Raw genomic sequence first — 23,391 nt, forward strand, 5'->3', positions numbered from 1 at the left:
CCACGCTTCCAGCGCATCCGCCTCCGGCGGCAGCGACACCGACAGCCCCTGGGCGAAATCGTTCCAGACGTCCTCGGCCTTCGGCGTCACCACGCACGCCACCGGCACGCCGGCCGCGATCGCCGCCTGGAACGCCGACATCAACCCGCCGCGCACCGCCTCCTGGCCGCCGAACCGGCTCAGCACCACCAGCGCCGGCTTGCGCGCCACCGCGCGTTCGACCGCCCCCGCCGCCAAAGCCAGCGATGACGAATTGAGATTGCAGGCCTGCGATCCGGAGCCGAGATCCTGATGCATCGCGTAGCGGTCGCCGGTCGCGATATCGATCAGCTCGCTGCGGCACTCGCAGCCTTCGTGACCGCCGCCATGGCCTTCACCGTGACCATGCCCATGCCCGTGTCCCTGATGGCCGCGGCCGGTATCTTCCGGGGGCACGATCACGCCGACGACATCGATGCCCTCGGCCTTGCGGCGCAGCGCAAACGCGGTGAGCACGTCGGCGGCCGGGGTCCCCGGACCGCCGCGCAGCGCCGCGATCGGCATCAGTTGGTTGCTTTCGAACGACATTGTCGATTCTCCTCCATGAGATACGGACGTACGCCGTCGCTGACCCGACACGACAGGTAGTCGCGTAGTCGTCAGCGCCGCCGTTGCAGCGATCAGCAAAGAGAATGCGAAGTTCGTGCCGGCTCGCGGCACATCATCGCCGCCAACTACGCGTGGCCGTCGCGTCCCGGCGCGAGCGCCACGCCCTTGATCTGCGCGTACACGTCGACCCCTTCGGCGAGCCGGAGCAGATCCCACGACCGCCGGCTGAGCCGCGCCAACAGCCGGCCGCCGTCGCCTTCGCGGCCGAGAGCCAGCACCACCAGCATCTCGTTGGCACCGACCGGCGAGGTGGTGACGATCCGCGCCGCCACCGCATTGAGGATCGAGCTCGCCTGCGGCAGCTCGCGCGCCAAGCTGACGTCGCTGGCGGCGATCCGAACCCGGCGGAGCTCGCCGCTCGCCGCCGGCGCCGACGGCACCAGCAGCCGCCCGCCGTCGATCTGCAGCGTCACCAGACCATAGTTGGAGTCGTAGCTTTCGACCTCGGCGTCGAAATTCACCGCGGCGTCCCGCGCAATCGCCAGCGGCAGCTTCGGATCGCTCTGCAGCTCGGCGAGCGGCCCGACCGCCAGCACCTTGCCGGCCTGCATCAGCACCAGATGATCGGCGAGCCGTTCGATCTCGGTGATGTCGTGACTGACGTAGATCACCGGCAGCGACAGCCGCGCATGCAGCCGCTCGAGGAACGGCAGGATCTCGTCCTTGGTGAGCCGATCGAGCGCCGACAGCGGCTCGTCCATCAGCAAGAGTTTCGGCTGCGACAGCAGCGCCCGTCCGATCGCGACGCGCTGACGCTCGCCGCCGGACAGATTGCGCGGCGAGCGTTCCAGCAGCTTCGCCAGCCCGAGCAGTTCGATCACTTCGTCGAACTCGACCGCATCGGCATGGGTCTTAACCGACTCGTGCGGCGCGCCGTACAGCAGGTTGGCTCTTACCGAGAGATGCTGAAACAGGCTGGCTTCCTGAAACACATAGCCGATCGGGCGATGATGCGGTTTCAGGAAGGTCGTGTCGTCCTGCCACACCTCGCCGCTGACTTCGCAGCTACTTCCGGGCAGATGCTGCAGGCCGGCGAGGCAGCGCAGCACGCTGGACTTGCCGCAGCCGGAGGGCCCGAACAGGCCGGTGATTCCGGTGGCCGGCACCGTGAAAGCGGCATCCAGATTGAAGCCGCCGAGCCGGCCGCGAAACGCCGCCCGAATGGTGGGGGGTGACAGCGCCCTCATGCCCGGATCCGCGCAGTTCGTTTTTCCAGCATCATCATGGTGAGGATCACCACGAAGGCGAATGCCGCCATGCCGCCGGCCAGGATGTTGGCCTCACGCCACTGCGAGGTCTCGACGTAGTCGTAGATCGCCACCGACAGCACTTTGGTGCTGCCCGGAATGTTGCCGCCGATCATCAGCACGATGCCGAACTCGCCGACGGTGTGGGCGAAGCCGAGCACCGCGCCGGCCAGAAAGCCCGGCCGCGCCAGCGGCACCGCCACCGTCCAGAATGCCTTCAGCGGCGACGCGCGCAGCGTCGCGGCGACTTCCAGCGGACGATCGCCGATCGCATCGAACGCATTGCGGATCGGCTGCACGACGAACGGCATCGAATAGATCACCGAGCCGAACACCAGGCCGCCGAAGGTGAACGCCACGGTGCGACCACCCCACAGCGCCGCCAGCGCGCCGCCCGGCCCGTCCGGCCCCATCAGCACCAACAGATAAAACCCGAGCACGGTCGGCGGCAGCACCAGCGGCAGCGCCACCACTGCCGCGATGCCTTCCTTCCACCACGCCCTGGAGCGCGCCAGCCACCACGCGATCGGCGTGCCGACGATCAGCAGGATCACCGTAGTAATCGCCGCCAGCTCGATGGTGAGCCACACCGGCTGCCAGATGTCGGGGGGGAGGCTATGCATACGTCCTCAGGACTGAGGTGGTGAAGGAAACGAGGCCTTCCTCCGTCATTGCGAGCGAAGCGAAGCAATCCATGCGGCGAGCACCGGACTGGATTGCTTCGTCGCTACGGTCCTCGCAATGACGGAGAGGCTTCAGCATTGCGAACGTCAGCTCGCCTTCGGCGTGGTGACTTCGTAGCCGAACTTCTCGATGATGGCGCGCGACTCCGGGCCCTTCAGAAAGTCGAGGAACGCCTTGGCGGCGGCGTTGGCTTCGCCCTTCTTCAGCAGTACCGCGTCCTGGGTGATCGGCTTGTACAGGTTCTGCGGCACCATCCAGCGCGAGCCGTCCTTGTCGCCGATCACCTGCGACAGCGCCACGAAGCCGATTTCGGCGTTGCCGGTCTGCACGAACTGATAGGCCTGGGTGATGTTGGCACCTTCAACCAGCTTCGGCTTGAGGTCGTCGTACAGTTTCAGCGCCTGCATGGTCTCGACCGCGGCGGCGCCGTAGGGCGCGGCGGCCGGATTGCAGATCGACACCTTGGCGATCGACGCCTGCTTCAGGGTCTCTTCGCCCTTCACCACGCCCGGCGACTTGCTCCACAGCACCAGCTTGCCGACCGCGTAGGTGAACACGCTGTCCTTCACGCCGAGGCCTTCTTCGGCGAGCTTCTTCGGCCGCGCCGAGTCGGCCGACAGGAATACTTCGAACGGCGCGTCCTGAGTGATCTGGGTGTAGAACTGACCGCTGGCGCCGAACGACAGCACCACCTCGTGCCCGGTCTTGGCCTTGAACGCCGCAGCGATCTCCTTCACCGGCTCGGTGAAATTCGCCGCGACCGCGACCTTGGCGGAATCGGCGAGCGCCGGCACAGAGGCAAGGCCGGTGGCAAAAGCTGCGCCGAACAGGGCGAGCTTGAGAGTGTCAATGGCTTTCAAGGGAAGTCTCCTACTGGTTGAAGTCCGCATTGATGGTGATGGCGACAAGGCGAACGGCACGACGCGGCCCAAGCCTCGTTTGGTGATCAAGCCTCGTTTGGTGATGATGTCGCTCCGCTCGGAATGATGAGATCGGGACGAACATCGTCGCTGCATCGCGTCAGTCGATCGCGACGATGACGTGAGCGGCGTCGAACACCGCGCAGGCCGGATCACCGGGGGCCAGCTTGAGGTCGTCGGCGCTGCGCGCCGTGACGGAGGCGGCCAGCGTCTTGTCGCCGCCGATGTCGAGCACGATCTCGGCGTTGACGGCCGAGACGTCCGCGCGGCGCACGATGCCGCGCACACAATTGCGCGCCGAGACCAGCGGCGGCTGATGGCCCGGCGCGATCATCACGAACGGCGCCTTGATCAGCACGATCGCCTCGCGGCCGACCACGAGGCCGAGGCTGCGCACGCTCTCGGCGGTCAGCAGCGCGTAGATCGTGGTCTCGGGCGACACCGTCACGGCGACTTCGGCGCTGAGCGTATCGGCCTTGATGTCCGTGATGACGCCGCGAAGGGCGTTGCGGGCACTTGTCTTCATGAAGAATCCGGAGACGAGATTGATCGGGGTGATGCCGCTGCCGGCGAGTTCGGGCTCGAGGTTGCGGAACACCCGTGCCATCTCGGCCTCGAGCCGGCCGAAAGCCTCGATCACCTTGACGCCGGTCGGGGTCAGTTGCGCGCCGCCGCCGGCCTTGCCGCCGGTGCGGGTCTCCAACAGCGGCCGACCAAACAGGTTGGTCATCGCGTCGAGCGCGTCCCAGGCGGCCTTGTAGCTGAGGCCCGCCGCCTTGGCGCCGGCGGTAATGCTGCCCTCGCGCGCCACCGCCTGGAGCAACCGGATGCGGTCGCGGCCGACCCCGGAAATCTCCTTCGTTTTCAGTGTGACGGTTGCCTCTATGGACATCCAGGCAGCCTCGTCATTTGGTCGGACTGGTCGTCATGTGCAGGAACTATATAACGGTAAACCCGATCCGGCCAACCTCAACGAAGGAGACGAGAGCCATGAAAATCAGCGCCCGCAATCAGCTCAAGGGCACCATTGTCGACGTCATCAAAGGTGCGACTACTTCGCATGTACGCATCGACATCGGCGGCGGAGCGATCGTAACTGCTTCGATTACCAACGAATCCGCCGAAGAACTGAAGCTCGCCAAGGGCCAGCCGGCGATGGCCGTGATCAAGGCTTCGGACGTGCTGGTCGCCGTCGACTAAGCCCGTCGCGATCGCTTCAAGCGACAACAGGTCGCGCCCACCCATTACTTCAGTGCCTCGCAGATGCTGACGTGAGGGTGGGCGGGACGGCGGAAGCTGCGGCCATGCAGCTTGCCCCACCATTGATCGAGCGCGCGCCGCTCGCATTTCAGCCGGACGCTCATGCCGTCGGCGAATTTGATCCAGGCGTCGAAGCGATGGCTCGGCACCGCGATCACCAGCGGGACGTCGGCGCTGAGCGCCTCGACGATCAGATGCAGCAAGCCTTTGCCTTCGGTCTCCTGCTGGCCGAACCGATTGATGATCAAAAGGTCCGCGCCCTGCGCCAGGGCGCACGCGACCCGCGCGCCGGCATCGAGCAGGCGGCTCGGATCGAGCCGGCAGCCTTCGGCCATCGGGCCGAGATCCTGATACAGCGAAATCTGCTCGCCGGAATGCACCAGCCTGGCGGACAGCCCGCGGGTCTCGTCACCGCGCGGCCCGACCTGCACCAGGCCGACGGCGCGGTATCCCTGTGAATTGAGGTCGGCGGCGAATTCGCCTAGCAGCCGATCCGGGTCCTCGCCGCGTTCATAGACCAGAGCAGCCAGATCGCATTGGGAGTCGAAGGTCATCGGCCCATCGCCGCGGTCTGGCGGCGCTCCGCTGTCGAGAGAGCACGAGCGGCGGGCAGATACCCCTGCGCTCGCCATCGTCATATATGACAGTATATAACGACCCCGCGCCAGCAGAAATTCTGCTTTTGGACCAATGGAAAAGATGCGACCGAGGGGCGGATGCAAACGCAACTGGCACCGCCTGTTGTTTGGGCGATGCGTAATTTTATTGCTCTCTGATCCATATTTTTTGCGCTTTGATGCGCGTCAAATCAGGGGTTTCCCCTGCGTGCTACTGCACCGCACACAACGCAACATCTCTGCCAGCGAGGCCCTGATACCTCGCGAGCAGTCAATCTAAAGGCCACGAGGAGGTTCTGCCCGGCCGCTGCCTCAGCAGCCGCCCGGCATCGATACACCTTTCCCAAAAAATGGCCGACGCAACACGGCGGGTTCGCTCCGCCGATCCAACGCAGACACGCAAAAACGGACGGACCCCATGAACGCAAAATATCCTGGCATTCCCTCAGTGATCCACGGCAACGGCGCGGTCGCGCAGGTGATGGGGCATGTCTGCGGCGGCGTCATCGGCTACCCGATCACGCCTTCGACCGAGATCTCGGAAATCTATGAGGCGTTCCGCTCGTCCGGCGGCTGCAACGTCTGGGGCAAGCATCCGTTCTTCTTCGAACCGGAAGGCGAACACTCGGCGCAGTCCGGCGCGCTCGGCGCGGCGCTGACCGGCGGCAAGTTCATCTCCAACGCTTCGTCGTCTCAGGGCATCCTGTACGGCCTGGAGTCGCACTACGTCACCGTCGGCAAGAAGGTCGGCGGTTTCGTGCTGCAGGTCGCCGCGCGCGTGGTGTCGAAGCACTCGCTGAACGTGATGGCCGGCCATGACGACGTCTATGCGCTGCTGTCGTCGGGCTACACCATCCTGTTCGGCTCCAATCCGCAGGAAGCCGCCGACCTCGCCGCGATCTCTTATAAGGTCGCCGCGATGTCGCTGATCCCGGTCGCCAACGCGATGGACGGCTTTGCGACCTCGCACATGCTGTCCGAAGCCCTGATGCCGGAGCCGGACCTGCTGCGCGAATTCCTCGGCGACCCGGCCGGCCGCATCAAGTGCCCGACCGTGGCGCAGGAGATGCTGTTCGGCGCCAAGGGCCGCGTGTTCCAGCTCAAGCAGTATCTGCTGCGGCACGAATCCGACTTCATGCCGTCCGACCTCGCCTCGCTCAGGAAATTCCTCGACGACAACGCCGACACGATCGAGACCGATAACGCCGGCACCATCGTGGTCGAGACCCTCGCTTACGTGCCGGAAGAACTGCGCGGCCAGTGGAAGCGGCAGTGGATCAACGCGCCCGAGAAGGGCACCCGCCAGCTGGTGCCGGCGCTGGTCGACATCGACAATCCGGGCCTGACCGGCGGCGTGCAGAACCAGCCCGACTTCCAGGCCGGCGCGGTCGACCACCGCACGCACTTCGCCAATTCGGTGCCGCGCTTCGTCACCGAAGCGATGGCCGAATACGCCGCGCTGACCGGCCGCGAATACAAGCCGGTGATGACCTATATGTGCGACGACGCCGAGCACGTCGTGGTCGGCCTCGGCTCGGTCACCGACGACGCCGAAGCGGTCGCGGCTTATCTGCGCTCGCAGGGCAAGAAGGTCGGCGTGGTGTCGGTCAAGATGCTGCAGCCGTTCCCGGAAGCCGAACTGGTCGAAGCGCTGAAGGGCAAGACCGCCGTCACCGTGCTGGAGCGCTCGGAAGTCACCGCGCTGACCCAGCTCGTCACCCAGGCGCTGTGCAAGGCCCGCGAGAACGGCGACGCCGGCGTGCGTCACGCCGGCATCCCGGCGCTGACCAAGCTGCCGAAGATCACCACCGCGATCTTCGGCCTCGGCGGCCACGATCTGCAGCCGCGCGACCTGATCGCCTGCTACGCCAATATGGAGAAGCAGGACTCGGCGCCGTTCGTGTATCTCGGCACCAAGTTCTTCACCGAGAACCCGTCGCCGCGGATGGAAGCGCTGCAGAACCGGCTGAAGGCGGCGTATCCGGAAACCCAGTTCATGGCGCTGCCGACGGGGCAGAACCCGAACCTGCTGCCGCCCTCCGCGTTCCGCATCCGCTTCCACTCGATCGGCGGCTACGGCACCATCGCGTCCGGCAAGCTGCTCACCGACATCCTGGCCGGCGCGCTCGACATGCATTCGAAGTCGGCGCCGAAATACGGCTCGGAAAAGAGCGGCGCGCCGACCAACTACTACATCACGCTGTCGCCGGAGCCGGTGAAGATCACCAACGCCGAGCTGGAAGACGTCGAGATCGTGATCTCGCCGGACCACAAGGTGTTCGTGCACACCAACCCGCTGCGCGGCCTGGTGGCGGGCGGCACCTTCATCCTGCAGACCAACCTGTCGCCGCTCGAAGTGTGGCGTGATCTGCCGGCCAAGGCGCGCCAGACCATCCGCGACAAGAAGATCAAGTTCTACGTGATCGACGCGTTCGCGGTGGCCAAGCGCCACGCACCGACCGCCGAACTCGAAACCCGCATGATGGGCATCGCCTTCATCGGCGCGGTGTGCGGCAACGTCGACCGCGTGGTCGCCGACGCCTCGCAGGACGCGATGCTCAACAAGATCCGTCAGCAGATCTCGAAGAAGTTCGGCGCCAAGGGCGGCGACATCGTCGAGGGCAACATGGCGGTGATCCGCGAGGGTCTCGAGGCCACCCACAAGGTCGATTACGACACCGCCGAATTCGGGGAGGACGCCATCAAGGCCGCCCCGAAGGCCAAGCGCGACGCCTCGATCTCGGCCTCGATGTGCCGCGTCGCGGCGCCGGCTTCGGCCGCGGGCTTCCTCGATCCGGAGTACTATGACGACGTGCTCGCCGCGCCGTTCCGCGACGGTACCATCGCCGAAGCGCCGGTGCTGCCGGGCATCGGCATGTTCATGCCGGCCGGCTCCGCCGCCGCCAAGGACAAGGGCCTGTTCCGCCGCAACGTGCCGGAGTTCAAGGCCGACCTCTGCACCGGTTGTATGGAATGCGCGCTGGTCTGCCCCGACGCTGCGATCCCGAACGCGGTGCATGACATCCACGAACTGTTGCTGACCGCGATCAAGCAGCTCGACATCGCTCCCGCCCAGCAAGACAGCTTGCGCGAGAAGGTGCCGGCGCTGACCGAGGCGATCCGCGACGTGTATCGCTCCGGCAAGGACGACAAGCCATTCCACGACATCGTGGCGCAGGCAGCCGAAGCGCTGAAGCTCGACAACGCCACGCTGAACCGCAACTTCGGCAAGCTGTCGGCGGCGCTGTCGGTGTATCCGGTGGCCCGCACCCGGCCGTTCTTCGACGCAATGGAGAAGAGCCAGCCGGGCACCGGCGGCCTGTATTCGGTGAGCGTCGACCCGTGGAAGTGCTCGGGCTGTCTCGAATGTATCGACGTCTGCGGCCCCGGCGCGCTGGTCGATCGTGAGCAGGACGAGCCGATGCTGGAGCAGCTCCAGGCCCGGTTCGAATTCCTCAGCCGCACCCCGAACACCCCGGCGCGGTTCACCGAGAGCGCTACCAAGCCGGAAGGCGAGACCAAGCGCCTGATGCTGGATCGCGCCAATTACTACGCGACCACCGGCGGCCATGGCGCCTGCCGCGGCTGCGGCGAAGTCACCGCGATCCGTCTGGTCACCTCGACCAACCACGCGATCCACGACAAGCGCCGCAAGGACCACATCCGCGAGCTGGAGACCCTGATCGACCAGCTCAACGCCAAGCGGGCGCTGGTCGCCGGCGACGACGCGCGCGCCGCCCGGATCGACCAGACCCTGAAGACGCTGGAGAAGCGGCTGTATCTCTATGAGAGCGGCCCGACCGGCAACGGCCCGTCCGGCATGGTGATCGCCAACGCCACCGGCTGCTCGAGCGTGTATGCGTCGACCTTCCCGTTCAACCCCTACACCGATCCGTGGGTGAACAGCCTGTTCCAGGACACCCCTGCCGTCGCCAAGGGCATCTTCGAAGGTCTCACCGCCAAGGCGTCGGAAGACTTCCGGGCGCTGCGCATCGCCAAGCTCGAACTGGCCGACGCCTATGATGCGGCCAAGCACGACGGTTACTTCCGCTACTTCGGCTGGAGCGAATTCACGCCGGAAGAGCGCTCGATGCTGCCGACCGTGCTGAGCATGGGCGGCGACGGCGCCACCTACGACATCGGCTTCGGTGCGCTGTCGCGTCTGCTCGCCACCAAGACCCCGATCAAGGTCGTGGTGCTGAACACCGGCGCCTATTCCAACACCGGCGGCCAGACCTCGACGGCGAGCCTCACCGGCCAGGACAGCGACCTGTCGCGGTTCGGCATCGCCCAGCACGGCAAGCAGGAATCCCGCAAGGAGCTCGGCCTGATCGCCTCGTTCCATCCGAACGTGTTCGTGGTGCAGACCGCGACCGCGCTGCAGGGCCACTTCCTGAAGAACGTGATGGAGTTCCTGAACCACACCTCGTCGCCGGCGGTGCTCGACGTCTATACGCCGTGCCAGGCCGAGCACGGCATCGGCGACGCCGTCGCCAACCGTCAGGCGCGTCTTGCGGTCGAAAGCCGGATGAATCCGGTGTTCGTCCACGACCCGCGCAAGGGCAGCAAGCTCAACAACTGGTTCTCGCTCGACGGCAATCCCGAGGCCGACCAGGACTGGGCCACCAAGACGATCGAGTACGTCGATGAGAGCGGCAAGCCGCAGCTTCTCAAGGCCAAGCTGACGCCGGCCGACTTCGCCCATACCGAAGTCCGCTTCCGCAAGCAGTTCAAGCCGCTGAAGAAGGACGATGGCGCCCTGCCGATCGACGAATATGTCGCGCTCGATCCGGCCGCGCGCGCCGGCAAGACGCCGTTCATCTACGCCACCGATGCCGACAAGAAGCTGATCAAGCTTTCGGTCGGCGAGACCGTGGTGGCGCTGGTGGAAGAACGGCGGAAGTACTGGCGCACGCTGCAATATCTCGGCGGCTTCGACGTCCGTGCGCTCGACGAAGCGCACAGCGCCGAACTGGCCGCGCTGCAGCACCAGTACGACGAACAGGTCAAGGCCCGCGAAAGCTCGCTCGATCAGATCGCGCGCGGCATGAGCGAGCTGGCGGCCTCTTCGAACGCGCCGGCCGCCGGCGGGCTCGCCGGCCTGATGGCCGGGCTGGCGCCCGCACCGGCCGCCGCCGCGGCGCAGACCAACGGCGCCAAGCAGGCCAACGGCAACGGCGCCGAGCCGATCCACATCGACGATGCGGACCTCGGCAAGTGCACCAACTGCAAGAGCTGCTACCAGGACGTGCCGGAAGTGTTCGAACTCACCAAGATCGTCGTCGACGGCGCCCCGAAGGACGTCGCCCACGTCATCCCGGGCGTGTTCAGCAAGCTCAAGGTCACGCCTGAACTGTCGGCCAAACTGAGCCGCGCAGCGGCCAACTGCGATGCGGAGATCATTCGATGAGCGACGTCACCGGAACGGTCTCCAGCGACGTGCTGCGCTACCAACAGGCGCGCAGCACGCTGGAAAGCTCCAAGAGCGAGCTAGAGGAGCTGCAGAACAGCGAAGCTGTCGGCATCTTCCAGAAGCAGCTCGCGCTCTTGCAGAAGCGCCTGGTCAACGACCCGGCGTCGCTGCGCAACATGTTCATCGCGGACGGCACTCAGGCGATCATCTGGGAATTCCAGCAGCCGGAGCTCGGTGAAGCCTTCACCACCACGCTGTGGAACCTGCTCGCCCGCGGCGACGACATGTCGACGATCCTGCAGCGCTTCATCTGGGCGCTGCCGCTGAAGTTCAAACGCAAGTTCATCAAGGCGATCGACGTGCACCTGCGCGGTCGCTACCCGATGTTCGAGAACCTGTCGGAAGGCTGGCCGGGCGAAGCGTTCATCCCGCCCTACATCCGTCCGGCGGAAGAGCGCGCGATCGACTTCGAACTCGTGAACCAGGGCTATCTCGGCTACCAGTCGATCGGCTACTCGCTGCGCGAGTGCGAGCTGTTCGTCTGGTTAGAGGTGATGCGCGACAAGCAATGCGACGACAAGCCGTGCGAGCTCGGCGTGCTGATTCAGGGCCGGAAGGAAGCCAAGGGCGGCTGCCCGGTGAAGATCCACATCCCCGAGATGCTGGATCTGCTCGGCAACGGCAAGCATCGCGAAGCCTTGGAGCTGATCGAGAGCTGCAACCCGCTGCCGAACGTCACCGGCCGCGTCTGCCCGCAGGAACTGCAGTGCCAGGGCGTCTGCACCCATACCAAGCGGCCGATCGAAATCGGCCAGCTCGAATGGTACCTGCCCGAGCATCAGAAGCTCACCAACCCGAACGCCAATGAGCGGTTCGCCGGCCGGATCTCGCCGTGGGCCGCGGCGGTGAAGCCGCCGATCGCGGTGGTGGGCTCCGGTCCGTCCGGTCTGATCAACGCGTACTTGCTGGCGGTCGAGGGTTTCCCGGTCACGATCTTCGAGGCGTTCCATGACCTCGGCGGCGTGCTGCGCTACGGCATTCCGGAATTCCGCCTGCCCAATACGCTGATCGACGACGTCGTCGAAAAGATCATCCTGCTCGGCGGCCGTTTCGTGAAGAATTTCGTGGTCGGCAAGACCGCGACGCTCGAAGACCTCAAGGCCGAAGGCTTCTGGAAGATCTTCGTCGGCACCGGCGCAGGCCTGCCGACCTTCATGAACGTGCCCGGCGAGCACCTGCTCGGCGTGATGTCGGCCAACGAGTTCCTGACCCGCGTCAACCTGATGCGCGGCCTGGACGATCGCTACGAGACGCCGCTGCCCGAAGTGAAGGGCAAGAACGTGTTCGTGATCGGCGGCGGCAACACCGCGATGGACGCGGCGCGCACCGCCAAGCGGCTCGGCGGCAACGTCACCATCGTGTATCGCCGCACCAAGAGCGAGATGCCGGCCCGCGTCGAGGAGCTGCATCACGCGCTGGAAGAAGAGATCAATCTCGCGGTACTGCGCGCGCCGCGCGAATTCATCGGCGACGACCACACCCACTTCGTCACCCACGCGCTGCTCGACGTCAACGAGCTCGGCGAGCCCGACAAGTCCGGCCGCCGCAGCCCGAAGCCGACCGGGCAGATCGAACGGGTGCCGGTCGATCTCGTGATCATGGCGCTGGGCAACACCGCCAACCCAATCATGAAGGACGCCGAGCCGGGCCTGAAGACCAACAAATGGGGCACCATCGAGGTCGAAGAAGGCTCGCAGCGGACTTCGATCAAGGACGTCTACACCGGCGGCGACGCCGCCCGCGGCGGCTCCACCGCGATCCGTGCGGCCGGCGACGGCCAGGCGGCGGCGCGCGAGATCGTCGGCGAGATTCCGTTCACGCCGGCCGAGATCAAGGACCGGGTCGAACGCGCCGCGAAGTACACCGAACTCGGCCAGGTGGCGCAGACCATCGTCAACAAGGTGCCGCTCGCCGGTGGCATCGTCGAGTTCACCGTGCGGGCCCCGATGGTGGCGCGCTCGGCGCAGGCCGGACAGTTCGTCCGCGTGCTGCCGTGGGAGAAGGGCGAACTGATCCCGCTGACGCTGGCCGATTGGGACGCCGAGAAAGGCACCATCGATCTGGTGGTGCAGGGCATGGGCACCTCGTCGCTGGAGATCAACCGGATGGCGATCGGCGATGCGTTCTCCGGCATCGCCGGCCCGCTCGGCCGCGCCAGTGAGCTGCACCGCTATGAGGGCAACCAGACCGTGGTGTTCTGCGCCGGCGGCGTCGGCCTGCCGCCGGTGTATCCGATCATGCGCGAGCACCTGCGGCTCGGCAACCACGTGACGCTGATCTCCGGCTTCCGCGCCAAGGAGTTCCTGTTCTGGACCGGCGACGACGAGCGCGTCGGCAAGCTGAAGCAGGAGTTCGGCGACCAGCTGTCGCTGATCTACACGACGAACGACGGCTCCTACGGCGTCAAAGGCTTCGTCACCGGCCCGCTCGAGGAGATGATGAAGGCCAACCAGGAAGGCAAAGGCCGCACCATCACCGAGGTGGTGGCGATCGGCCCGCCGCTGATGATGCGGGCGGTCTCCGACCTCACCAAGCCGTATGGCGTGAAGACCGTGGCCAGCCTCAACTCGATCATGGTCGACGCCACCGGCATGTGCGGCGCCTGCATGGTGCCGGTGACCATCGACGGCAAGATGGTCCGCAAGCACGCCTGCATCGACGGCCCGGAAATCGACGCCCACATCATCGACTGGGACAAGTTCCTGCCCCGCTTCAACCAGTTCAAGGCGCAGGAGCTGGAGAGCAAGAAGAAGCACGGGTTCGTGTAGGGCATCAACTCTCGCGACATCGTCATTGCGAGCGAAGCGAAGCAATCCAGCTCCGTGCACCGAGCTGGATTGCTTCGTCGCTCCGCTCCTCGCAATGACGGACGAGAGGCTTTCGCTGAAATGGCCGGGTTCGCCCGGCCTTTTTCGTTGGCGTCCCCGGCAGATCTGGTGGCTTGGAAAGGGGTGCCAAACGCCTCCGGACGCCTTAAGTTGCGGCCATGCCGAAAACGACCAAATCCGTCGCTGCGACGCCTGCCGCTTCCTCCGCCACGTCCCCTGCCCCGGCCGGCGTCAAGCCGCCCGGCAAGGGCGACCATGTGTTCCTGGTCGACGGCTCCTCCTACATTTTCCGCGCCTATCACGCGCTGCCGCCGCTGAACCGCAAATCCGACGGGCTGCAGGTCAATGCCGTGCTCGGCTTCTGCAACATGCTGTGGAAGCTGCTGCGCGACATGCCGCCGGAGAACCGGCCGACGCATCTGGCCATCATCTTCGACAAGTCGGAAGTCACCTTCCGCAACGCGCTCTACCCCGAATACAAGGCGCACCGGCCGCCGGCGCCTGAGGATCTGATCCCGCAATTCGGCCTGATCCGTGAGGCGGTGCGGGCATTCGATCTGCCGTGCCTGGAACAGTCCGGCTTCGAGGCCGACGATTTGATCGCCACTTACGTGCGCGAGGCCTGCGAGGCCGGGGCGACGGCGACGATCGTGTCGTCCGACAAGGACCTGATGCAGCTCGTGACCGACTGCGTGGTGATGTACGACACCATGAAGGACCATCGCATCGGCGTGCCCGAGGTGATCGAGAAGTTCGGCGTACCGCCGGCCAAGGTCGTCGAGGTCCAGGCGCTCGCCGGCGACAGCGTCGACAACGTGCCGGGAGTGCCGGGCATCGGCATCAAAACCGCGGCGCAGCTGATCAATGAATATGGCGACCTCGACACCCTGCTGGCGCGCGCCGCCGAGATCAAGCAGCCGAAGCGGCGCGAGGCGCTGATCGAGAACGCCGAGAAGGCGCGGATCTCGCGCAAGCTGGTGCTGCTCGACGACCATGTGAAACTCGACGTGCCGCTCGCCGAGCTCGCGGTGCACGAGCCGGACGCCCGCAAGCTGGTGGCGTTCCTCAAGGCGATGGAATTCACCACACTGACGCGGCGCGTTGCCGAATATGCCCAGATCGACCCGTCGGATGTCGAGGCGGAGACGGCGCTCAAGTCGGCCGTTCCGCCGCTGGCGAGGAGCGGCGTTGCCGCGAGCGGCGATTTGTTTGCGGGGCAAGAGCCCTCACCCCAGACCTCCCCCGCAAGCGGGGGAGGAAGCGCGCCGCAAGCGGGGCCAGGTGGTCCTTTCAATGCGGGCCGCGGCCGCGACGGCAAACCGGGCGTCGTGCTGTCGCCGGAGGCGCTGGTGGCCGCGCGGGCCGAGGCCGCCCGCAAGGTCCCGGTCGATCGCACCGCCTACAAGACGCTGCGCACGCTGGACGAGCTGCACGCTGTCATCGCCCGCATCCACGACACCGGCGTGGTGGCGGTGGAAGCGGTCGCGACCTCGATCGATCCGATGCAGGCGGAGCTGACCGGCGTTGCGCTGGCGCTCGGCCCGAATGATGCCTGCTACATCCCGCTCGGCCACAAGCAGGCCGGCGATGGCGACGGCCTGTTCGCTGCCGGCCTCGCGCCCGATCAGCTCGGCACCCGCGACGCGCTCGATGCGCTGAAGCCGGTCCTCGAATCCGCAGGAATCGCCAAGGTCGGCTTCGCGATCAAGTTTGCCGCAGTGCTGCTGGCGCAGCATGGCCTGACCTTGCGCAACATCGACGATCCGCAACTGATGTCCTACGCGCTCGATGCCGGCCGCGGCAGCCATGGGCTCGACGCGCTGTCCGAGAGCAATCTCGGCCATACGCTGCACACGCTGACTGAGCTGACCGGCACCGGCAAAAACAAGATCGGCTTCGATCAGGTCGGAATCGACCGCGCCACCGCCTATGCGGCCGAACGCGCCGACGTGAGCTTGCGGCTTGCGCGCGTGCTGAAGCCACGCCTTGTCGCAGGCAGCATGACCGCGGTGTACGAGACGCTCGAACGTCCGCTGGTCGGCGTGCTGGCACGGATGGAGCGGCGCGGCATCTCGATCGACCGCCAGGTGCTGTCGCGGCTGTCGTCCGATTTCGCCCAGACCGCGGCGCGGATCGAGGCCGAGATCCGCGAGCTCGCCGGCGAGGACATCAACATCGGCAGCCCGAAGCAGCTCGGCGACATCCTGTTCGGCAAGATGGGCCTGCCGGGCGGCAGCAAGACCAAGACCGGCGCGTGGTCGACTTCGGCACAGGTGCTCGACGAACTCGCCGAGCAGGGCCACGAATTCCCGAAGAAGATTCTGGAGTGGCGGCAGGTCAGCAAGCTGCGCTCGACCTACACCGACGCGCTGCCGACTTACGTGCATCCGCAGACCCATCGCGTCCACACCACCTACGCGCTCGCCGCGACGACGACGGGCCGGCTGTCGTCGAACGAGCCGAACCTGCAGAACATCCCGGTGCGCACCGAGGACGGCCGCAAGATCCGCCGCGCTTTCGTGGCGACGCCGGGCCACAAACTGGTGTCGGCGGACTACTCGCAGATCGAACTGCGGCTGCTATCGGAAGTCGCCGACGTCCCGGCGCTACGCAAGGCGTTTCAGGACGGCATCGACATTCACGCGATGACCGCGTCGGAGATGTTCGGCGTCCCGGTCGAAGGCATGCCGTCGGAAATCCGCCGCCGGGCGAAAGCGATCAACTTCGGCATCATCTACGGCATCTCGGCGTTCGGCCTCGCCAATCAGCTCGGCATCCCGCGCGAGGAAGCCGGCGCCTACATCAAGCGCTACTTCGAGCGCTTCCCCGGCATCCGCGCCTATATGGACGAGACCCGCGATTTCTGCCGCACGCATGGCTACGTTACCACGCTGTTCGGCCGCAAATGCCACTACCCGGACATCAAGGCCTCGAACCCGTCGATCCGCGCCTTCAACGAACGCGCCGCGATCAATGCCCGGCTGCAGGGCTCCGCCGCCGATATCATCCGCCGCGCCATGGTGCGGATGGAAGACGCGCTCGCCGAGAAAAAGCTGTCGGCGCAGATGCTGCTGCAGGTCCACGACGAACTGATCTTCGAAGTGCCGGAAGCCGAGGTCGAGGCGACGCTGCCGGTGGTCCGCTCGGTGATGCAGGACGCGCCGTTCCCGGCGGTGATCCTCAACGTCCCGCTGCAGGTGGACGCCCGGGCGGCGGACAATTGGGACGAGGCGCATTAGCGGCGCTGATCGCTGTGGATCGCAGATCCGCGGCGGGCACTGCGCACCTCTCCCGCCTGCGGGAGAGGTCGGCCCGGCGTAGCGCAGCGAAGCCGGGACGGGTGAGGGCACTCCGTTCCGCAGATCGCGAACTCACTGCTCGGGGCGCCCTCACCCCAACCCTCTCCCGCAAGCGGGAGAGGGGGCGCGCTGTGCTTGGTGGCGCTGTCGTGGTCCACTTAGCCGGTGACCGAAGCTCTTCACCGTTGATACCTCCCCTCGCGCCGCTGGCATCGGCGCGGTCTCGGGGCTAGATTGCGGCGTTTTTCGCAAAGCCAAAGCCCAGAGAGTCCGCCCGTGTCCAAATCCGCGTCCCGCGCCCGCCTTGCCGACATCATCCGCACCCGCTCATTCGGCCGGGGGGAGATCACGCTCGCGTCGGGGCGCAAGAGCGACTTCTACTTCAACCTGAAGCCGACGATGCTCGATCCCGAGGGCGCGGCGCTGCTCGCCGAATTGACCTACGAGGCGCTGCGCGACGAGAAGGTCGACTATGTCGGCGGGCTGGAGATGGGCGCGGTGCCGCTGGCCGGCGCGATCGCGCAGCTGTCATGGCTGAAGAACCATCCGATCGCGGCGTTCTTCGTCCGCAAGAAGCCGAAGGAGCACGGCGCGCGGCTGTCGGTCGAAGGCCTGGCCAAGGGCGAAAGCCTGGCCGGCAAGCGCTGCGTCATCGTCGAGGACGTCACCACCACCGGCGGTTCGGCCATCAAGGCGGTCGAAGCGGTGAAGGAATCCGGCGCCGAGATCGTGCTGGTGCTGACCATGGTGGACCGCGAGGAAGGCGCCACCGAAGCCTTCGCCGAGGCCGGGCTGCCGTTCCGGTCGCTGTACAAGGCCAGCGAGTTCCTCAACACCTGAGCGCCGCGGACGCCGCCGGAAACCCGGCGTTTACCATCCCATCCTAAAGTCGCGACCAACAGCGGCCTTGCCGCGGGTGGTTGCGTCGGTGGAGTGGGCGTTTGCGTCAATTGCTTACCAGTTCACGCCTGCGGCGCCGCGTTTTCGCTCTTGGCGCGATGCTTGCGCTGCCGCTGCTCGCCGCTCCTGAGATCGCCTCTGCGCAGAATCTGCTGGAGTTCCTGTTCGGCGGCGCCGGCCCGCAACGGCCGCAGCACGGCGCCCCGGCCCAGGCCAACTTTTTCGCCGATCCGTTCGGCCTCAATCAGCCAAACCAGCCGCCGCAACCGCAGCGCCAGGCCTCCGCCGGCGGCGGTCCGGCGTTCTGCGTGCGCAGCTGCGACGGCAAGTACTTCCCGCTGCAGCTCCGCGCCGGCGCCAGCCCGGCACAGATGTGCCAGGCGTTCTGCCCGGCCGGCAATGCCAAGGTTTACTATGGCAGCCAGATCGACGGCGCCCGCTCGGCGAGCGGCGAGCGCTATGCCGACTCGCCGAATGCGTTCGCCTATCGCAAGGCGCTGAAAGCGGACTGCACCTGCAACGGCCGCGATCCGGCCGGCCTCGCCCAGATCGACCTGTCGCAGGACACCTCGCTGCGCGCCGGCGACATCGTCGCCACCGCCGATGGCCTCGCCGCCTATACGGGCGTGCGTCTCGGCGTCGAGCAGACGCCGGACTTCACCCCGGTCGCCGACTATCCGGGCCTGACCCCGAGCCTGCGCGCCCGCCTCGGCGAGATGAAGGTCGCGCCGGTCAACGAGCAGATCGCCGAACAAGCGCCCCCGGCACTCGGCCGCGACGTCTCACTGCCGGTCGAGACCCCGAAGCCAGTCCCCCACGGCCGCCGCGCCGGGATTGATTGAGCCTCTCTCAAGACCCACCGTCCTGACGCATCCACCGTCATTTCGGGACGCTCGCGCCAGCGAGCGGACCCGGAAACCCTTAGTATTACGCAACAAACTCGCCATGCACTTATGACAGCCAAGTTGTTATAACCGGCACAACTGCGTCGCATTGGTTGATCGCCAGGCGCGTGCTCATCGAAATTCTACGTAACAATTTGATACGCGGGATGAACGGTGAACGCCACCCATGATAAAAATCATGGACCATCTTGACGGGAAGGATGACTCTCGCTTAAGGTTATCTCTATGATCACCGATTCATTCACCATGTTGCGCGCACGCCGCAGGGAGATCGCCGAGGAGGCGCAGGATTTGCGCGCCCGGCTAGAAAAGCTCGCAATTGAAGATGCGGAGCTAGAGTCGGCGGAAAAAGTTCTGATGCGCTTCGGGGCCGTTCCAAACGAGCCTCCGGCTCGTCCGGCCTCAGAGTTGGCCTCAGGCAAACCTGAGGGCACCCCGACCACGCCAAACATGATCTTGGCTCTTCTGAAGGAGGCTAAGGCACAAGGTAAGACCGGCCTAGAGCCTCGCGAGATGCAGATGCTAATCTCGAAACGGTGGTGGCCGACCGTCAAGTCAGAAGACGTAGGCCCGACGGCTTGGCGTATGTGGAAGGCAAACCGTCTTGCGAAGCAGGGTTCGCTTTACATGCTTAAACAATCAGAGGCCGCAGGCTTCCCTTGGGCGGATGAGCCTACGGCCTCTAAGTGAACTGGGGGTGCACAGTGCAGGGGCAAGGTTGTCGAGCCACGTCCCCGGCGGGTGCAAGTCCCGCTACCTCCACCTGGGCCCCTTCCATAAGGGCCCTACGTCCCGCCCCTTCCACAAGGGCAGGGACGACTACCAGAATCCCCGCGCTGTCGAGAGGTCCAATCCTCGGCAGCGCGGCCTTGATACGCTTATAGAATCACAGCTAGCGAGGCGCAGCAATACCTAGCTGGCGATGACCTTCAACGAACGAAACCTCACCTTTTTCCAACGCAGCTTTCGTTGCCGCGATGATGCGCATAAAATCTCGTGGCGCGAGAACAACCGCCTAGCCGGCAATGACGAACAATATCATGATGGCGGCTGCGGCTTTGGCGCCTCCCCGGTCCCGACGCCCGAATAACGTCTGTTGATCGAGCGGCCCTGCTGCTCCGAAAAGCCTATCCCCTACCTGCCGACGATCACGCCGATCACATTCGGGGCGGCGCGGTAGGATTCTTCGAGGTGGGCGCGGGCGGCGGCGCGGTTTTCGGCAGTCAGCAGGCCGCGGGCTTCGGCGAGGATCATCCAGCAATAGCCCCACCAGTCGCTGAGCATGCCGGTGTCGTCGACCAGATCGTAGCCGTGCTCGGCCGCGAAGATCCGCGCGGTGCCCTCATCGAGGGTGTCGAGCCAGCTCAGATCAGCAGGATCGAACATCTCGTCGACCAGATCGTCCGGGCAATAACCCCAGATCGACACGCACACCGCGTTGAACTCGCGGTCGAGCTGATCGTCATCGACCCATTGCCGGCGGGCGAGCTGATGCAGCCGCGACAGGGACCGGGCGAAGTCGGCGATCCGGGTGAGCGCCGTCTGATCGAAGGCGATGGTGGACATCTCGTCCTCGGAAGCTTGCTGAGACCATAGATATAGACGACGCACCGCGCCGAATCGCGATGATAACTCAAGACCTTGCAGAATGTTCTAAATTTGTTCTTATCGCTTGGCGCGTTGGGCCGCAACCTTGGCCCCCGCCCTCCGGCTCATCAGGCGTGTTCCCGCCTTGAAACCTGCACCACGCCTGCAGAGCAGGCAGCCCGAGTCGCGGGATTTTGCACAAAAGCCGGGCATCCCGCCGCAACGATGCCCTCGTCATGGGTTTCGATCCGGGACTATTGTTTGTATGGTCGTGGTCTCATCCGCTTGGAATGGTCACTTGCCCGTGCAGTCGTTACCAGAAAAAAATTCCTCCCAGTCGGCGCCTCTGGATGAGCTGGCGCTCGCGGAGATCAAGAGCGCGATCCTCGCCAAGCTGACCCTGGCGATCGGCAAGGAAGCCGCGCACGCCACCAAGCACGACTGGTACAAGGCCTCCGCCTTGGCGCTGCGTGACCGGATCGTGCACCGCTGGCTGGTGTCCGAGAAGGAGAGCTACGACGCCGGCCGCAAGCGGGTGTATTACCTGTCGCTCGAATTCCTGATCGGCCGGCTGTTCACCGACTCGCTGAACAATATGGGCCTGCTGGCGCAGTTCGACGCCGCGCTCGGCGATCTCGGCGTCGGCCTCAACGACCTGCGCAAATGCGAGCCCGACGCCGCGCTCGGCAATGGCGGCCTCGGCCGGCTCGCCGCCTGCTTCATGGAAAGCATGGCGACGCTGGAGATCCCGGCCTACGGCTACGGCATCCGCTACGACTACGGCCTGTTCCGCCAGATCATCAATCACGGCTGGCAGCAGGAATTCCCCGACGAGTGGCTGAGCTTCGGCAACCCGTGGGAATTGCAGCGGCCCGAGGTGGTCTATCAGGTCAAGTTCGGCGGCCATGTCGACCAGGTCACCGACGCCAAGGGCTACACCCGCGCGGTGTGGACGCCGGGCGAGACGGTGCAGGCGATCGCCTATGACACCCCGATCGTCGGCTGGCGCGGCGAGCACGTCAACGCGCTGCGGCTGTGGTCGGCGCGCGCGCCCGACCCGCTGCTGATCGACGTGTTCAACACCGGCGACTATCTCGGCGCCACCGCGCACGAGGCGCGCGCCGAGGCGATCTGCAAATTCCTGTATCCGAACGACGAGAGCCCGGCGGGCCGCGAGCTGCGGCTGCGACAGGAGTATTTCTTCGTCTCCGCCTCGCTGCAGGACCTGATCAAGCGGCACCTGGATTCCGACGGCCAGATCCGCAACCTCGCCAAGAAGGCCGCGATCCAGCTCAACGACACCCATCCGTCGCTGGCGGTCGCCGAGCTGATGCGGCTTCTGGTCGACGTCCACGCGCTGCGCTGGGACGACGCCTGGAACATCACGGTCGCGACGCTGAGCTACACCAACCACACCCTGCTGCCCGAAGCGCTGGAGACCTGGCCGCTCGACCTGTTTCAGCGCACGCTGCCGCGCCACCTCGAAATCATCTACCGGATCAACGAGGCGCATCTCGGCCTCGCCGAGGCGCGCAGCCCGGGCGATATCGAATTCCGCGCCTCGGTGTCGCTGATCGACGAGAAGGCCGGCCGCCGGGTGCGGATGGGCCACCTCGCCTTCATCGGCTCGCATCGGGTCAACGGCGTCTCGGCGATGCATTCCGACCTGATGAAAGAGACCGTGTTTCACGATCTCAACTTCCTCTACCCCGGCCGCATCACCAACAAGACCAACGGCATCACCTTCCGGCGCTGGCTGACGCTGGCCAATCCGGGCCTGACCGATCTGGTTCGCTCGGTGGCCGGCGACGAGGTGCTGGACGATCCGACCCGGCTGGAGCGGCTCGAAGCCTTCGCCGGCGACAGCGCGTTCCAGCAGCAGTTCCGCTCCGTCAAGCATCGCAACAAGGTGGCGCTGGCGCGGCTGATCGGCGAACGCAACAACATCCGGATCGATCCGAGTGCGCTGTTCGACGTCCAGATCAAGCGCATCCACGAATACAAGCGGCAGCTGCTCAACGTGCTCGAGACCATCGCGCTGTATCAGGCGATCAAGGACGAGCCGAACCGCGACTGGGTGCCGCGCGTCAAAATCTTCGCCGGCAAGGCCGCGGCGAGCTATCGCTACGCCAAGCTGATCATCAAGCTGATCAACGACGTCGCCGAAGTGGTGAACAACGACGCTTCGATCGGCGGCAAGCTGAAGGTGGTGTTCCTCGCCGACTACAATGTCAGCCTCGCCGAAGTGATCATTCCGGCCGCCGACCTGTCGGAGCAGATCTCGACCGCCGGCATGGAAGCCTCCGGCACCGGCAACATGAAGCTGGCGCTGAACGGCGCGCTGACGATCGGCACGCTCGACGGCGCCAATATCGAAATCCGCGATCTGGTCGGCCCGGAAAACATCGCGATCTTCGGCATGGAAGCGCTCGAAGTGGTGGCGCGCCGCGCTCAGGGGCTCGACGCCACCGACGTCATCAACCGCTCGCCGCAGCTCGCCAACGCGATCCGCGCGATCGACTCCGGCGTGTTCTCGCCCGACGACCGCGCCCGGTTCGCCTCGGTGGCGCACGCGCTGCGCCACCTCGACCACTACATGGTCAGCGCCGACTTCGACAGCTACTACGAGGCCCAGCGCGGCATCGACGCACGCTGGCGCGCCGGCTCGGCCTGGACCCGCGCCGGCATCCTCAACGTCGCCCGGATGGCGTGGTTCTCGTCCGACCGCACCATCCGCGAATACGCCGAAGAGATCTGGAACGTACCGACGAAGCCCGCCACCCAGCCCTCCCCGGCGCGGCAGGCTGGATAGCCGACGTACTGCGGAGCGCGCGCACTCCGACCCAAGCCCGTCATTCCGGGGCGCGAGCGCAGCTCGCGAACCCGGAATCCCGAGATTCAGGGCACTGTTTTCCAACACCTCCGAGATTCCGGGTTCGCGCGTTTCACGCGCGCCCCGGAATGACGTGCGTGTGGCACGCCCGCCGCCGCAACCCTGCCCTCATCACATGATGACCGACAGC

At 65.8% G+C, this 23,391-nt stretch carries 15 protein-coding genes; 8 read left to right on the forward strand and 7 right to left on the reverse strand.

What is annotated here, in order from left to right:
- The 5 genes from DY467_RS05780 to DY467_RS05800 form a co-directional block, all read right to left on the reverse strand.
- On the reverse strand, positions 1-567 hold a 567-nt coding region (locus tag DY467_RS05780; protein ID WP_164634543.1), incomplete at its 3' end, for a DUF2478 domain-containing protein.
- A gap of 146 nt (positions 568-713) precedes the next feature.
- Entirely contained in the window at positions 714-1,835 is a 1,122-nt protein-coding gene (gene modC, locus DY467_RS05785; RefSeq protein ID WP_164634545.1) for a molybdenum ABC transporter ATP-binding protein, read from the reverse strand.
- Positions 1,832-2,518: a molybdate ABC transporter permease subunit gene (gene modB, locus DY467_RS05790; protein ID WP_107346250.1), complete on the reverse strand. Its 687-nt coding sequence runs from the start codon at positions 2,516-2,518 to the stop codon at positions 1,832-1,834. Before modB ends, modC begins: the two co-directional genes overlap by 4 nt.
- A 147-nt stretch (positions 2,519-2,665) precedes the next feature.
- The gene (modA, locus tag DY467_RS05795) at positions 2,666-3,439 is read right to left on the reverse strand and encodes a molybdate ABC transporter substrate-binding protein (RefSeq protein ID WP_164634547.1); all 774 of its coding nucleotides are present in this window, start codon (positions 3,437-3,439) and stop codon (positions 2,666-2,668) included.
- 160 nt (positions 3,440-3,599) lie between these two features.
- Complete coding sequence (locus DY467_RS05800; protein WP_107346252.1) at positions 3,600-4,391, reverse strand: TOBE domain-containing protein; 792 nt, start codon at positions 4,389-4,391, stop codon at positions 3,600-3,602.
- A 98-nt stretch (positions 4,392-4,489) separates the two neighbouring features.
- On the opposite strand from DY467_RS05800, the gene DY467_RS05805 reads away from it, so the two are divergent.
- Entirely contained in the window at positions 4,490-4,699 is a 210-nt protein-coding gene (locus DY467_RS05805; protein WP_110786639.1) for a TOBE domain-containing protein, read from the forward strand.
- A 44-nt stretch (positions 4,700-4,743) separates the two neighbouring features.
- On the opposite strand, the gene DY467_RS05810 is transcribed toward DY467_RS05805, so the two are convergent.
- Complete coding sequence (locus tag DY467_RS05810) at positions 4,744-5,313, reverse strand: DUF2478 domain-containing protein (protein WP_107346254.1); 570 nt, start codon at positions 5,311-5,313, stop codon at positions 4,744-4,746.
- A gap of 481 nt (positions 5,314-5,794) precedes the next feature.
- On the opposite strand from DY467_RS05810, the gene DY467_RS05815 reads away from it, so the two are divergent.
- From DY467_RS05815 to DY467_RS05840, 6 genes are all read left to right on the forward strand, one after another.
- Positions 5,795-10,786 (forward strand): 2-oxoacid:acceptor oxidoreductase family protein, encoded by a 4,992-nt coding sequence (locus tag DY467_RS05815; protein ID WP_164634549.1) that lies wholly within the window; start codon positions 5,795-5,797, stop codon positions 10,784-10,786.
- Positions 10,783-13,617 (forward strand): sulfide/dihydroorotate dehydrogenase-like FAD/NAD-binding protein, encoded by a 2,835-nt coding sequence (locus tag DY467_RS05820; protein ID WP_164634551.1) that lies wholly within the window; start codon positions 10,783-10,785, stop codon positions 13,615-13,617. Before DY467_RS05815 ends, DY467_RS05820 begins: the two co-directional genes overlap by 4 nt.
- Before the next feature lie 218 nt (positions 13,618-13,835).
- Positions 13,836-16,916 carry a DNA polymerase I gene (polA, locus tag DY467_RS05825; protein WP_164634553.1) on the forward strand — a complete coding sequence of 1,027 codons (3,081 nt, stop codon included), beginning with the start codon at positions 13,836-13,838 and terminating at the stop codon, positions 16,914-16,916.
- 336 nt (positions 16,917-17,252) lie between these two features.
- Positions 17,253-17,816 carry an orotate phosphoribosyltransferase gene (gene pyrE / locus DY467_RS05830; protein WP_013504533.1) on the forward strand — a complete coding sequence of 188 codons (564 nt, stop codon included), beginning with the start codon at positions 17,253-17,255 and terminating at the stop codon, positions 17,814-17,816.
- A gap of 158 nt (positions 17,817-17,974) precedes the next feature.
- Entirely contained in the window at positions 17,975-18,718 is a 744-nt protein-coding gene (locus DY467_RS05835; protein ID WP_164634555.1) for a DUF2865 domain-containing protein, read from the forward strand.
- A gap of 288 nt (positions 18,719-19,006) precedes the next feature.
- The gene (locus tag DY467_RS05840) at positions 19,007-19,471 is read left to right on the forward strand and encodes a hypothetical protein (RefSeq protein ID WP_164634557.1); all 465 of its coding nucleotides are present in this window, start codon (positions 19,007-19,009) and stop codon (positions 19,469-19,471) included.
- A 444-nt stretch (positions 19,472-19,915) separates the two neighbouring features.
- On the opposite strand, the gene DY467_RS05845 is transcribed toward DY467_RS05840, so the two are convergent.
- Positions 19,916-20,347: a hypothetical protein gene (locus DY467_RS05845; protein WP_107357183.1), complete on the reverse strand. Its 432-nt coding sequence runs from the start codon at positions 20,345-20,347 to the stop codon at positions 19,916-19,918.
- Between the two features lie 286 nt (positions 20,348-20,633).
- On the opposite strand from DY467_RS05845, the gene DY467_RS05850 reads away from it, so the two are divergent.
- Positions 20,634-23,180, forward strand: coding sequence for a glycogen/starch/alpha-glucan phosphorylase (locus tag DY467_RS05850; protein ID WP_164573206.1), 2,547 nt, complete (start codon positions 20,634-20,636; stop codon positions 23,178-23,180).
- Positions 23,181-23,391 lie beyond the last annotated feature (211 nt).

Source organism: Rhodopseudomonas sp. BR0G17, from assembly GCF_010907025.1.
GTDB lineage: Bacteria > Pseudomonadota > Alphaproteobacteria > Rhizobiales > Xanthobacteraceae > Rhodopseudomonas > Rhodopseudomonas palustris_H.

Coding starts and splice junctions, on each gene's coding strand:
- modC (WP_164634545.1), bottom strand. CDS start 1,835: ATGAGGGCGCTGTCACCCCCCACCATTCGGGCGGCGTTTCGCGGCCGG.
- modB (WP_107346250.1), bottom strand. CDS start 2,518: ATGCATAGCCTCCCCCCCGACATCTGGCAGCCGGTGTGGCTCACCATC.
- DY467_RS05800 (WP_107346252.1), bottom strand. CDS start 4,391: ATGTCCATAGAGGCAACCGTCACACTGAAAACGAAGGAGATTTCCGGG.
- DY467_RS05805 (WP_110786639.1), top strand. CDS start 4,490: ATGAAAATCAGCGCCCGCAATCAGCTCAAGGGCACCATTGTCGACGTC.
- DY467_RS05810 (WP_107346254.1), bottom strand. CDS start 5,313: ATGACCTTCGACTCCCAATGCGATCTGGCTGCTCTGGTCTATGAACGC.
- DY467_RS05815 (WP_164634549.1), top strand. CDS start 5,795: ATGAACGCAAAATATCCTGGCATTCCCTCAGTGATCCACGGCAACGGC.
- DY467_RS05820 (WP_164634551.1), top strand. CDS start 10,783: ATGAGCGACGTCACCGGAACGGTCTCCAGCGACGTGCTGCGCTACCAA.
- polA (WP_164634553.1), top strand. CDS start 13,836: ATGCCGAAAACGACCAAATCCGTCGCTGCGACGCCTGCCGCTTCCTCC.
- DY467_RS05835 (WP_164634555.1), top strand. CDS start 17,975: ATGCTTGCGCTGCCGCTGCTCGCCGCTCCTGAGATCGCCTCTGCGCAG.
- DY467_RS05840 (WP_164634557.1), top strand. CDS start 19,007: ATGATCACCGATTCATTCACCATGTTGCGCGCACGCCGCAGGGAGATC.
- DY467_RS05845 (WP_107357183.1), bottom strand. CDS start 20,347: ATGTCCACCATCGCCTTCGATCAGACGGCGCTCACCCGGATCGCCGAC.
- DY467_RS05850 (WP_164573206.1), top strand. CDS start 20,634: ATGGTCGTGGTCTCATCCGCTTGGAATGGTCACTTGCCCGTGCAGTCG.